Below are 13,491 nucleotides of genomic sequence, written 5' to 3' on the forward strand. Positions count from 1 at the left end.
CAAAATATAAACACACTACCATGTTCGACAAATTGAAAGGCTATCTGCCTTATTTAGGCGCAGTTTTGTTATTTATCGTTTTAAGTTTCGTTTACTTCTCACCTGTACTCGAAGGGAAGCAACTGCCGCAGCTGGATAATACCCATGCCAAAGCGATGTCAAAAGAGTTAAACGACTATGAAAAAGAAACTGGCGAGAAGGCCATGTGGACTAACTCCATGTTTGGTGGTATGCCTGCTTACCAGATCAAAAGCGATTCATCTAAAAATATTTTCAGTTACCTGAACCGCTACACGCGTTTGGGTTTACCATACGAAACTGTAGCCATCGTGTTCTTATACATGCTGGGTTTTTACCTTTTGCTGTTGAGTATGAAAGTTGATCACTGGCTCAGTGTGATTGGGGCCATTGCCTTTGCCTTTGGTTCCTACAACCTCATAATAATTATTGCCGGACACATCACAAAAACCTATGCCATTGCGCTGATGGCACCGGTGGTGGCAGGTGTGCTGTATGCCTATAATCGCAACCGGTTTATTGGTGCGGTGATAACTACTGTGGCATTGGGAATGGAAATTGCTTATAACCATGTGCAGATTACCTATTACCTGGCGTTTATGGTGGGTTTTATTGTGCTGTCACGATTGGTATATGCTATTAAAGAAAAAGCCATTAAGCCTTTTGCCCAAACAACGGGTATGTTGATTATTGCAGCAATGCTGGCGGTGTTGCCCAATATTACCAACTTATGGACAACGGCTGAATATGGTAAGTACTCCATCCGGGGTGCTTCAGAACTAACGCCTAAAGAGGGACATAAGGAGCATTCGGGATTGGATGTGGACTATGCCTTTAGCTGGAGCTATGGCAAGCACGAAACATTAACGCTGCTGATCCCTAATATTGTAGGTGGTGCTTCTGAAGCTTTAGCTAATTCAGATGAGGCCATGAAACACGTTGACCCACGTTTGAAGGAATATGTGGGGCAATCGAGCCAATACTGGGGAGGTCGTATCTTTACCAGTGGTCCGGTGTATGCCGGTGCCTTAATATGCTTTTTGTTCTTTATTGGTGCCTTCTACTACAAAGGTAAAGAGCGTTGGTGGTTGATTGGTATTACCGTGTTTTCAATATTGCTGGCCTGGGGTAAGAACTTGCAGTGGTTCAATTATTTCATGTTCTACAATTTCCCCTTATACAATAAGTTCCGAACTGTTGAGATGGCTTTGATATTGGCCTCTATGGCTATGCCTGTGTTGGGCTTTCTGGGCTTAAAAACCATCCTGGAGAAGCCAGAGGTGCTGAAGAAAGATAGCAAGTGGTTTGCCATTGCTTTTGCACTAACAGGTGGTGTTAGTTTATTATTTGCTTTATTTCCGGGAGCCTTTGGTATATACGAGTTTCTGTCGCCAATGGAATCACAACAGATTGGTGCACAAATACAACAAGGTGGTGAGCAGGCTCAAATGTATCAGCTTTTAGAATCTAACTTAATTGCTGCACGACAAGTGCTGATGACTTCTGATGCATGGCGCTCATTTGTATTCATCTTGCTGGGTTCGGGTTCTATCTGGTTTTTTGCCCAGGGAAAGTTGCAGAAGCGTTATCTCATGTGGGGATTGGCTTTAATTGTGTTTATCGACCTTTGGGGCGTATCCAAGCGCTACCTGAACAACGATAACTTTGTGACTAAAACAAAGGCACGTCAGGAACTGGCGCAGTCCAAAGCCGACCAGGCTATTTTGAAAGATAGTGATGCCTACTACCGCGTATTTCCGATTTACCGCGATCCGTTTAAAGATGGCTTTACGCCCTACTGGCACAAGTCGGTTGGTGGATTCCACGGAGCCAAGCTACGCCGTTACCAGGATGTGGCTGACTATTACCTGATGAATGACTGGCAGGAGCTGATGCGTGTGTTACAAATGGCACAAACACCGGGTGAGCTGGAAGTAGCCATGGAGAACATGCCGGTACTCAATATGATGAATACCAAATATATCATCTACAATCCGGGAGCTGCGCCTATCTTCAATCCTAACTACATGGGCAATGCCTGGTTTGTGAAAGATGTTCAGGAAGTGGCTAATCCTGATGAGGAGATCGCCGCGTTGGGAACAACCGATTTACATAGTACTGCGGTGGTTGAGAAGCGCTTTATCAATAAGGTACAGAACTATGCTGTAGATTCGGTGATGGGTCGCATTCAGTTGACACACTACGCGCCCGACTACCTGATATTTGAGTCGAATGCGCCACAGGAGCAACTGGCTGTTTTCAGTGATATCTACTACGACAAAGGGTGGAAAGCCTATATTGATGGTGAGGAAGCGGAGATGATACGCACCAACTATATATTGCGCGGATTGATGATTCCGGCGGGGGAGCACGATATTGAGTTCCGTTTTAAGCCACAGTCTTTTGCTGTAGGACAGACAGTGGCCATCATTAGTTCCATCATCATTCTGTTGCTTATCATTGGAGCTGTTGTAATAGCCCGTAAGAAACAGTAAGCAATTAAGATACAGGAAAAGTTAATCTTCATTTAAAAACCAAGGGCCGTATCCTGACGAATAATCGTTAGATACGGCCTTTGGTTTAGCTTATAGCTTTTGGCTAATAGCTGTTAGCTTTTTCCAAGGTGTTTATTTTACCCAGAGTTTTGCATTAAGTCTTATGTCTTTATACTTCATTATATCATAGGGATCGCATCTTTATGCCCATTGTGTAAATAAAGATGCGATCCTTCGGTCTTTGGTCTTCCGTCATCTGTCTTCAGACACCGTCAGTGTAGAACGCAACCTGATGTCATTGGATGAGGCGCCAATCATAATTCTGAAATCACCTGGTTCAATCACCCTGTCCATGGCTTCGTTGAGCATGCTCAGCTGCTCGGGTGTAATGGTAAAGCTTACTTCTTTTGTTTCACCTTGCTTCAGGTGAATGCGCTGAAAACCCTTCAGCTCCATCACGGGACGAGCCACAGAGGCATACAAATCTTTGATATATAGCTGTACTACCTCGTCGCCATCGTAGGCGCCTGTGTTGGTGATGTTAAAATGTACGGTGCTCGACTCACCCGCGGCAATAACCGCTTGTTCCATCTTTAGATCGCTATAGGTAAATGAGGTATAGCTCAATCCATAGCCAAAGGGGAAAAGCGGTTTGCCGCTCAGGTTAAGGTAGTCATCGCCCCGTCCTGTGGGTTTATGGTTGTAATACAGTGGCAATTGTGACTCATGAATGGGGAAGGTGACAGGCAGGCGTCCGGCCGGGTTGTAATCGCCAAACAGCACATCGGCCACCGCATTACCACCCTCATCGCCCGGATACCAGGCATCAACGATGGCGGGCACATCATCTATCCAGTTGTTCATGGTGATGGCGCTGCCACCAATCAACACCACTACTACCGGTTTGCCTGTGGCTGCCACCTCTTGTATTAAGGCTTCCTGATGACCCGGCAGTGACAGGTAGGCCCGGTCTCTAAACTCGCCTTCTTCAATGCCGGCCACGACTACAGCCACGTCACTTTTTTTAGCGATGTTAACGGCTTCTTTTATCTCTTGTTGCCAATGGTCTTTTACCCCGGCGTTCCAGATCAGTTTCAGGTTGACATTGCCCGTGGTTTCATAAAATTCCAGTCGTATGTCGTAGGTCTTGCCTTTTACAAAATGATAAGGCTTGGTCAGCTGCCGGAAGGTTTGCTTCTGCCAGTTGTCAATGTGTAGCTCATCATTGATGTAGAGGCGATAGCCATCGTCCCCTTTAATGCCAATCTCAAATTGACCGGTGGCAGGCGCCGTCAGTTGTCCGGTCCAGCGAGCCGAATAGAAATCGTAATTGATAGTGGCCTGGTCGGGTGAGAACAGGGTCCAGCGGAAATCAATCACCGGATCGACACGCTCCAATGCAGGTTCGCCTTCAAGCGTAATATTGTTAAAATACGCGGCTTTCAGGCCCTGTTGTTTTTCATTTGCCAGTTGATGTGAAAGCTGTGCGGTTGGTATCGTCACAAAGCTTTCGGATTCGCGTCCGCAGCCGGGTGCATAGTTCACCTGGCAGGCAGCACCCAGTTTATGTTTGATGCCATCGAGTATGCTAACTGATTCGTTGCCAGGCCCAGAGTAACCACCTAAACGTGCTTCCACAGCGTCGGTGCCGATAAGAGCGATGGAACGTATCTCTTTACTAAGAGGCAATGTGTGATGGTCGTTTTTAAGCAGTACCATTGATTTGAGTGCTGCCTGTTTGGCCACCTCACGGTGTGCCTTGGAGCCATTTACCTTGTCGGCCTGCTCAGGATCAATATAGGGATTTTCAAACAAGCCCAGCTTGAACTTAGCTCGCAGCACGCGTCTCACTGCTTCGTCAATGGCTGCTTCATCAATCATGCCTTTCTCAAAGGCCTCGAAGAATAGCGGATAATGGTCGTACGACGTCTGAAAGATCACATCCAGCCCATTTTCTATTGCCTGCTCAGTTGACTCGGCATAGTTCTTAGCCGTGTAATGCAGCACATTGGCACCACCTGTAGCACCGGCATCGGAAATAACGAAACCATCGAAGCCCCATTCATCTTTTAGTTTTTTATTGAGTAACCAGTCGTTGGCGGTGCATTGGCGGCCATCCAGCGAGTTGTAGGAAGTCATCACCGACCAGGCCTGTCCATCAATAAAGCATTTCTTAAAGGCCGGAAAGTAGATTTCCTCCAACAGACGCTCGTTAAAATGGATGGGGTAGCTATCACGTCCGCCGTCGCCTACGTTGGCCACAAAATGCTTAGGGGTGGTGATGACGCCCGATTTCTCAAACTGGGTGATAAAGGAATAGGCCATCTGGGTGGTCAGATAAGGATCCTCACCATAGGTTTCTTCGGTGCGGCCCCAGCGCACGTCTCGCGCTATGTTGAGCACTGGCGATAGTATCTGACGGATGCCGCGTGTTTTGGTTTCCTGGGTGATGGCACGTGCTACATCGCCAATCATCGTGGTATCCCAGCTAGCGGCCAATCCGATAGCTTGCGGAAATGCCGTGGCACCATCGCGCACCAGGCCATGCAATGCTTCATCAAACGGGATGATAGGTATGCCCAGGCGGGTTTCTTCTACAAAGTATTTCTGGATGTCGTTAATGAGTTCGGCTGTTTCCTGAGCCGTGCCTTCGCCCGAATAGTCGAGCAGCTGTTCCACTTCATTGGCCGACTGCCCCTTGGTGGCCACCTGAAAGCCAAATATACCATGGCGATAGCGCTCTTTGCCATCCGATAAATCACCTGGTATCATAAACAGTTGCCAGAATTTTTCCTCCAGCGTCATGCGCGACAGCAGATCATCAACCCTGTTCTCAATGGGTAATTTCGGATTTTTGTAGGCAGGATCATCTGCCTGTTGACAGCCATGTAGCAGCATGAATAACGCCACCAAAAGCAGGCTGATTGTGTAAAATCGTTTCATAGTTTTTTCATTATTGAATTGGCAGCTTTATAGTCCAATCAAGCCACCTGTACTGTTTTTCTTTAGGCAATAGAGTATTCAAACATAAAGGAATCAATATTTTGCCTAGTATAGGGGTGAGGTATGTTCAATTATGCAGATACTTTTAGGGCACTATTATGATAGTGGTTAATAACACTGTATATGGTCATATGGAATCCCCTTAGACTGAGAATGTATAAAGGATGATAAGGAAGTAGGTTATGACACAACTGGGTCAAGCCTTACTACCCAATTGGGTCATAAGGTATCTGCAGTATATACAGTGGTGCAAATGGGGGTATGTTTTTATTCTCTTGAAAGTAGTTACCTGACCCCGGCATCTTGAGAGTGAATCATAGGTTCTGTGTCTCATATTCCAGAAAAATAGTTATTGACAAAAATGGGAGTCAGTTATAAATTCAGAGTATGACTAAAACAGGTGAGATATTGTACTGGACGCCCCGGTTTTTGTGTATGGTGGCTATTGTGGTGATTTCCATGCTCACCTTTGAAGCGTTTAAGCCAGAGTTTAGTTCATGGCATCAACTCCGTACGTTTTTTATGCAAATGGTGCCTTCATTTGCATTAGTGCTATTATTAGTTTTTGCCTGGCGAAGGGAGCTGGCCGGTGGTACTATTTTCATAATTATTGGAGCAATAATGGCCTTTTTTGTTTATAAGTATCATTATCATTTGAGTCATTCTTTTATAAAAAGTATCTGGCGGGTTATTATAATGGCGTTTCCTTTGTGCCTGACAGGTTGTTTATTTGTAATGCATTATTTCTATAAGCGGAAGCGTGGAAATTTGATTCATTAAGAAACCGGAAGGTTTCAAATAGTGACTGATCATCACTTCCGGCACCAATCTTTTATTTCGTCGTCTTTTGTCCGTAGCATATTTTGTTACTTTTGTAACAAGCAAGTACAAATCATGCAAGCAGACGATAAAATTCAGACTAAACAGTTTTTACTCGATCAACGTTATTTGGCCATGGCACGCATATGGGCGCAAAATTCCTATTGTAATCGCCGGCAGGTGGGAGCTATTATTGTTAAGGATAAGATGATCATCAGCGATGGTTACAATGGTACGCCATCGGGCTTTGAAAATGAGTGTGAGGATTGTAACAACAAAACCAAGCCTTATGTACTGCATGCCGAAGCTAATGCTATCACCAAGGTAGCGCGTTCCAACAATAGCTCTGATGCATCTACTTTATATGTGACTGCCTCACCTTGCATTGAGTGTTCAAAGCTGATTATTCAGGCAGGTATAAAGCGGGTGGTGTTTGCCGAAAAATATCACAATACCGATGGTCTTGACTTATTAACACGCGCCAATATAGAGGTGGTACACATCCAGGATGAACTGATCAGGGTAGAAGATGGTTTAATTCTTGGCAACACACATGAATAATATTAAAGTTCTTTATTAGAAAATACTACACCATTATGCAGTCAAATACACGCAAGCAAATATTTATGCCTTTCCTGTTCGGCTTGTTAGTCGCACTGGGCGTATTCATAGGACGCAATTTTTTTAGTGCACCGGGCGGTAAAAGCAATTCGCTGATGATCTATCCGCAGGCCAACAAGCTGGATGCACTGATGAATCTTATAGAGGAGGAGTATGTGGATACAGTGGACCGTATGGCCATTGAAGAGCGTATCATTCCTGAGATTCTTAAGGATCTGGACCCTCACTCAGTTTACATACCGGCGAAGGATCTAAATAAGGTGAATGAAGAGCTGCAGGGTAACTTTGGCGGGATTGGTGTGCAGTTTAGCATGCAGAATGATACGGTAATGGTGATTCAGGTCATTCAGGGCGGACCATCGGAAAAGGTGGGGATCCTGCCGGGTGACCGAATTGTGGCCGTGGATGATTCCATTATTGCCGGCAAAGGAATAGCAACCGACGATGTGATGAAAAAGCTGCGTGGCGAAATGGGCACGGATGTTAAAGTGGGTGTGCTACGCCGTCCGAATAAAGATTTAATCGATTTTAATATTACACGTGGCAGCATTCCTCTTTACAGCGTGGATGTGAGCTACATGGTGAACGAAACAACCGGTTATATTAAAGTTGACCGTTTTGCTCAAAATACCTACCAGGAGTTTTTAACAGCCTTAGCGAAGCTAAAAGCCAATAACTGCCAGCAGGTAATCATCGATTTCAGGGGCAACTCAGGCGGACTGCTGGATGTAGCTATTCGATTGTGTAATGAGTTTTTACCTGCCAAAGACCTGATTGTGTATACCGAAGGCAAATCGCAGAAGCGACAAAATGTGCATGCCAATGGAGCAGGTACCTGCCAGGATACAAAGGTGGTGGTGCTTATTGATGAGTTTTCTGCTTCGGCCAGTGAAATTTTTGCAGGAGCTATTCAGGATAACGACCGTGGTTTGGTCATTGGTCGTCGCTCGTTTGGTAAAGGCCTGGTGCAGCAGCAAATTCCATTACCTGATGGATCAGCATTGCGACTGACGGTGGCCCGTTATCACACGCCTAGTGGACGTTGCATTCAGAAACCTTATGAAAACGGGGTGGATGAATATTACGAAGATATTTACAATCGCCTCGAGCATGGTGAGTTTTACAATGCCGATAGCATCAGTTTCGATGATGATTTAAAGTACACCACTAAAAATGGCCGCACCGTATATGGCGGCGGTGGTATTATGCCAGATATTTTTGTGCCACGCGATACTTCCATGATCACCAACTATTTTGTGCATTTGCGTATGAATGGTATCATGTATCGCTATGCTTTGCAGTATACCGATAATAATCGTCAGAAGCTGGAGCAGTTCACCACTGCTGAGGCCATGAAGGAATACCTCGATAAGCAGAATTTATTAGCCGATTTCCTGCGCTTTGCCAAGGATAAGGGCGTAGCGTTTAAGCAGGATGAATACAATACTTCAAAAGCGCAGATTGATATTGAGCTGAAGGCCTACATTGCACGTAATATCCTGGATAATGAAGGATTCTATCCAATTTTTCATGAGGTTGATGATGTATTTCAGAGGGCTGTAGAAGAAGCTTCTAACATGGGCAGCTAGACTGTTGATGAATAACTTATTAAAGCGCAGGATGTATGCATTCTGCGCTTTTTTTGTTCCAATTTCATTGATACATGACATATTGGCTCTAAAAGAGCCATATTAACGACTGCTTGACAGGTTGCCATTCTCAGTTTATCTTTTGCACGATAATTGTTGAGAGAATCGGTATATTTACAAAAACATTATTGCTATGCTTATAGGTCTTGCTAAAACCATATTTTTCCTGATAACCTTTTACTACCTGTTTAAAATAATTGGCCGTTTGCTATTGCCATATGTGATGAAGAAAGGTGTGGAGCGCATGCAACAACAGCAGCAACAAGCCGCCACCAACTATCAGCAGCAAGCCCGTAAGCAGGAAGGAAAAGTCACTATTAAGCAGGATGCTCATAAAAAATCGACTCATATCGTGAATGACAATGAAGGTGAGTATGTTGATTATGAAGAAGTAAAGTAGTGACCTGATTTGAATGTTGCCTGAAGTTTTTTAATTTTAATCATTAAAACTTCTGTTATGCGACTAACGTTACCCCTCCTTATTAGCCTGTTTTGCCTGACAGGTATGTCCGCGCAAGATTATCTGGCCTCTCCGAAATTTAATCAGTTTTGGCGAAACCTGGAAAACATCAAAATGCTGGATGGTGAACAGCCGGTAGACTACAAAGGCACTCCCTATATTTATGAATCGGAAGAGGCCTTTATCACCCTCGAAAATGGTCAGCAAATTAAACCATTAACTCTCCGCTATAATGTGCATGATGATGTCATGGAAATCAAAAAGGATGAGCGTTATTATACCATCCCCAAACAGAAAGAGTTTCCATTGTTTACCCTTGGTGAGCATAGTTTTGGATTGAAGGTGTATCAGCTCATCAACAAGAAGCAGATTGGTTATTTTGAGGCCTTGGTGGTTGATTCAGGCTGCAGCTTATATTTAAAGCACAAAGTATTCTTACAGGCTGCCGAAGAACCTAAACCATTTCAGGATGCTAAGCCGGCAGAGTTTAAGAACAGGGCTCCGGAGCTCTATCTATCGATAAATGATGGCGTATTGCAGGTGGTCAACAGTAAAAATGATTTAATCGACATGCTGCCAGACCACAAGCAAGAACTCAGCAGTTTTATTAAAAAGCATAAAACGAAGTTTCGTAAGCCTGAGAGTGTCAAAGAAGTGGTGGAATATTATAACTCCCTATAATTATTTCTTCTTTTTCTTAGCCCGTTTCTTTTTTATGGCTTCATAGGCGATCTCATCTTCTTCAGCCTGGCGCATCAGTGTTTTCCAATCGGCGTGTGTCTCGGTTGAAAAGTCAATGGTGTCGGCATATTCCTCACGATCAATGTCTGTGATGTCAATGGGATAACCTGTATAGTTCTCAATGGTTTCTAACAGCTCTTTTTCTTCTTCAGCACAAAATGCAATGGCATACCCCTTCTGTTTGCCACGGCCTGTACGCCCAACGCGGTGCACATAGTTCTCAGGTTGTTCGGGTAAATCGTAATTCACCACATAGTCTACATTGGGAATATCAATACCACGGGCACTTACATCGGTGGCAATCAATAGCTTTATCTCACCCGATTTAAAGGCTTTCATGGCCTCATCGCGTTCGTTCTGTGTTTTATCGCTGTGGATGGTAACCGCTTGTATGTCTACGCGCTCCATCGCTTTTAGCACCCGCTCGCAGCGTACTTTGGTTCGCACAAAAGCCAATATCTTCTTCTCCGGATTAGAGCGAATAATGCGCTCCAGGAAAAAGCGTTTATCATCCATTTTGATAAAGGCCACTGAGTGGTCAATATTCTTAGCTACCGGATTTTTAGGCGATATCTGTATGCGAATGGGACGGCGAACAAGCGAGTAGGCTAGTTTTTTAATCTTTTTGTCGATGGTGGCCGAGAAGAATAAGGTTTGTCGTTGCTTGGGCAGGTACTTAATCAGGTCCTGAATATCTTTGTAAAAGCCCAAATCGAGCATGTGATCGGCTTCATCCAATACCAGTATTTCGGCATTATACACTTTAACCACGCCCTGGTTGATGTAGTCGAATAAACGTCCGGGTGTGGCTACCAATACATCGGTTCCTTTTTTCAGGCGCTCCACCTGTTCCGTTTGGTCAACACCGCCATAGATAGCTGTGAATTTGAGTGATGTGTTCTTGCCAATCTGCTTAAACACATCGGTAATCTGTTTGGCTAACTCGTGTGTAGGAACCATCACAATACAACGAACACCGGTATCCTGCTTTTTGCGCTTTTTCTGAAGCAACTGAAGAATTGGAATAACAAAAGCAGCCGATTTACCGGTTCCGGTTTGGGCAATGGCCAATACGTCTTCTTTCTCCAGTATAGCCGGAATGGCTTTAAACTGGATGTCCGTTGGACGCTTATACCCTAATTGGTCGATGCTTTTGGTAATCTTCTCGTCTAAGCCAAACTCTTCAAACTTCATTGTATCTAATTTTCGGCAAAGATACGATTAAAAGTAAGAAAGTTGCGTAACAGTAGCTGAGGTGATGAAGGAGTGGATTGACAAAGCAACTTGCTTAGAATGACAGCGGCTAAACAAGTTGCTTAAAACTAACTATTCTGTGATTCTTAATCGTAAAATAAACCAGCATACATAGGAGATAAAGAACAGAAACAAACCCCAGATGGTGCTGACACTCGCAGCTTTTAAACCACCAGCCAGTGCTGTTTGTGATACCTCACCCATTTGCTGGATAACATCAAGGATCTGATATAGCCCCATTGCATTCCACACTAAGCCCGCAAAAAAGGACATACTGCCCAGGTAAAGAACACTATTGAGTAACTTAGGAGAAGTTTCTTTTCGTGCAGCCTGACGGCTAAAGTTATAAACAGCCATTGCCAATGCGGCTATGCCTAGTAAGGTTATAATCGACATCCCGTAGATGCCACCTTGAATTAGAAAATCAAACATGATGAATCATTTAGGTTTAACAATATATGCCAAACTTATTGGTGAACCATAGAAGTAGGAAAAAAATGCGTTGAGTGACACGAAAGACATGTCCAAATACCATTTATAGCAGTTACGTGGTAATATTGCAGTTCGTCGTATTTAACCAACCTTTTATCGCAAAATACAAGGCTTAAAGCAGCTTTGCATCTTAATTTTGTTAATTTTCCACTATGCTTGGATTCCGTTCATTAAATACACGCAAAGTTACCATAGGACTTACATTCGCTGTCTATTGGCTAATCGCGTTTTTCTTTTTCAAAGGTTTTTATGGAGGCAACAACTCCGAGCAGAAAGTTGCACTAGTTTTTACTGCTATCTTCTGGTTTATCTCCTTTGTGTGTGTCGATATTCATCATCGGTTTGTTACGCGTCCAAATCTGGAGGCAAAGCGCTATTTCCGCTTTATCATCTTTTCATTATATGTGTTTATGGGGGCATTCTGGCTGGAAAGTGTTTTATCTTTTATTCTTAATCTTTACTTCTGGGATTATGAAAATGGCCGTGTTATCGAGGATGCTGCAAACGTGAGTTACCAGGTGGGTGGTGTTAACATGATAGTTTTTGGTGGGGTGGCCATTCAGTTTATGTTGGAAACTTTCCGCTTAAGGCAGGACAAAGAACTACAGGATAAGAAAGTGTTTGAGCGCGAACTCATGCTGAAAGAAAAGGAGCTGGAGATGCTCAAGAAGCAGGTGAATCCACATTTTCTGTTTAATGCACTCAACTGTATTTACGGTCTTAGCCTGGAGAAGTCGGAGCGAACACCAGAAGTCATCTTGCAGCTATCGGGTATGCTCGACTATATGCTGTATAAATGTGAGAGAAATGTGCTATTAAGTGAAGAGATACAGCAGATAGAAAACTATACAGCCATTCAAAGGGTACGTTTTGGAGATGCTCTGCAATTAACCATGCACACTGAAATAGGAAGGGATTTTGAGGTGGCTCCTTTGCTGTTGCTGCCTCTGGTTGAAAATGCCTTTAAACACGGGCGCCCCGCAGATGATGGAGTATTGCATATTGGTATTACTATCAGGAGTGACGATGGTTTGTATGTAAGCATTACCAATACCTGTGATTCGAATGTAAAGAGAGATAAATCGGGAGGAATTGGCCTCAGCAACCTTCAGAGACGCCTGGCATTGCTTTATCCCGAACGTTATGAACTTTATCAGCGCTTTGAAAGCAATACTTTCCATGTTAATCTCAAGCTTAACCTGTGTTAATTATGAAACCGATCAGATGCCTTATAGTAGATGATGAACCAATAGCTATTCGCATATTGGAGCGTCACCTCGAATTGTTTCCCCAGGTTGTAATTAAAAATACGTTTACTCAGGCAGCTTTGGCCCTGGAGTATATTCGAACAAATAAAATCGACCTTGTGTTTTTAGACATTGAAATGCCACGTATGACAGGCATGGATTTTCTGAAAGCGGTAAAAGAACCTCCTGCTATAATATTCACCACTGCGTATCGTAACTATGCTGTGGAAGCCTATGATATGGATGTGGTGGATTACTTGTTAAAACCCATCTCGGTTGAGCGTTTGGGTAGGGCGCTTAATCGCTGTGAAGAGCGTTGTAATCAGGCAGAACAAACTGGTATCAAAGGAACAGATACCTGTATCAATGTAAAGACCAGTAAAGAAATACTTCGCCTGGCCATTGATGAGATACTGTATATTGAGAGTTTTGGGGATTACATCATCATTTATGATAAAACGGGTAAGCATGTTTCACGCGAACGCATCAGTTGCATGGAGGAACAACTGTCCGTTTATCAGTTTATACGCATTCACCGGCAATACCTGGTGGCCCTCAATAAGATTACAGCCATAAGAGGTAACATGGTTCTCATAGGAGACAAACAACTGCCAGTCGGACGAACCTATCGTTGTAATATCAAGGAAGCCGTGCTTGGCGTATAGATGTTGCAGGAATGATCGCTTTGGCTA

11 protein-coding genes are annotated in these 13,491 nt (G+C 43.9%); 8 read left to right on the forward strand and 3 right to left on the reverse strand.

Annotated elements, in window-relative coordinates; translation table 11 throughout:
- Positions 1-20: 20 nt before the first annotated feature.
- A complete protein-coding gene (locus tag KEM09_RS00505) occupies positions 21-2,513 on the forward strand; it encodes a YfhO family protein (protein WP_212223722.1) in 2,493 nt (830 codons plus the stop codon).
- A 252-nt stretch (positions 2,514-2,765) separates the two neighbouring features.
- Here the strand turns inward: KEM09_RS00505 and KEM09_RS00510 are convergent, their stop codons facing one another.
- A complete protein-coding gene (locus KEM09_RS00510; protein ID WP_212223724.1) occupies positions 2,766-5,456 on the reverse strand; it encodes a glycoside hydrolase family 3 protein in 2,691 nt (896 codons plus the stop codon).
- A gap of 447 nt (positions 5,457-5,903) precedes the next feature.
- Between KEM09_RS00510 and KEM09_RS00515 the strand changes: the two genes are divergently transcribed.
- The 5 genes from KEM09_RS00515 to KEM09_RS00535 all read left to right on the forward strand — a co-directional run bounded on the left by KEM09_RS00515 (position 5,904) and on the right by KEM09_RS00535 (position 9,746).
- On the forward strand, positions 5,904-6,296 hold the full coding sequence (locus tag KEM09_RS00515; RefSeq protein WP_212223726.1) for a DUF7670 domain-containing protein: 393 nt from the start codon (positions 5,904-5,906) through the stop codon (positions 6,294-6,296).
- 114 nt (positions 6,297-6,410) lie between these two features.
- A complete protein-coding gene (locus KEM09_RS00520) occupies positions 6,411-6,896 on the forward strand; it encodes a deoxycytidylate deaminase (protein WP_212192478.1) in 486 nt (161 codons plus the stop codon).
- 35 nt (positions 6,897-6,931) lie between these two features.
- On the forward strand, positions 6,932-8,545 hold the full coding sequence (locus tag KEM09_RS00525; protein ID WP_212223727.1) for a S41 family peptidase: 1,614 nt from the start codon (positions 6,932-6,934) through the stop codon (positions 8,543-8,545).
- 193 nt (positions 8,546-8,738) lie between these two features.
- A complete protein-coding gene (locus KEM09_RS00530; protein WP_212223729.1) occupies positions 8,739-9,005 on the forward strand; it encodes a DUF4834 family protein in 267 nt (88 codons plus the stop codon).
- A 57-nt stretch (positions 9,006-9,062) separates the two neighbouring features.
- Positions 9,063-9,746 (forward strand): hypothetical protein, encoded by a 684-nt coding sequence (locus KEM09_RS00535; protein WP_212223737.1) that lies wholly within the window; start codon positions 9,063-9,065, stop codon positions 9,744-9,746.
- Here KEM09_RS00535 and KEM09_RS00540 read toward each other — a convergent pair whose 3' ends face one another.
- On the reverse strand, positions 9,747-11,000 hold the full coding sequence (locus KEM09_RS00540) for a DEAD/DEAH box helicase (RefSeq protein ID WP_212223739.1): 1,254 nt from the start codon (positions 10,998-11,000) through the stop codon (positions 9,747-9,749).
- A gap of 132 nt (positions 11,001-11,132) precedes the next feature.
- Complete coding sequence (locus KEM09_RS00545; RefSeq protein ID WP_212223741.1) at positions 11,133-11,492, reverse strand: MotA/TolQ/ExbB proton channel family protein; 360 nt, start codon at positions 11,490-11,492, stop codon at positions 11,133-11,135.
- Positions 11,493-11,704: 212 nt separating this feature from the next.
- Here KEM09_RS00545 and KEM09_RS00550 point away from each other — a divergent pair, with 212 nt between their 5' ends.
- Together KEM09_RS00550 and KEM09_RS00555 are read left to right on the forward strand one after the other, a co-directional pair.
- A complete protein-coding gene (locus KEM09_RS00550) occupies positions 11,705-12,760 on the forward strand; it encodes a sensor histidine kinase (protein WP_212223743.1) in 1,056 nt (351 codons plus the stop codon).
- A 2-nt stretch (positions 12,761-12,762) separates the two neighbouring features.
- Positions 12,763-13,464 carry a LytR/AlgR family response regulator transcription factor gene (locus KEM09_RS00555; protein ID WP_212223745.1) on the forward strand — a complete coding sequence of 234 codons (702 nt, stop codon included), beginning with the start codon at positions 12,763-12,765 and terminating at the stop codon, positions 13,462-13,464.
- The last annotated feature ends 27 nt before the right edge of the window (positions 13,465-13,491 follow it).

The sequence above is a fragment of the Carboxylicivirga mesophila genome, from assembly GCF_018271975.1.
Lineage (GTDB): Bacteria > Bacteroidota > Bacteroidia > Bacteroidales > Marinilabiliaceae > Carboxylicivirga > Carboxylicivirga mesophila.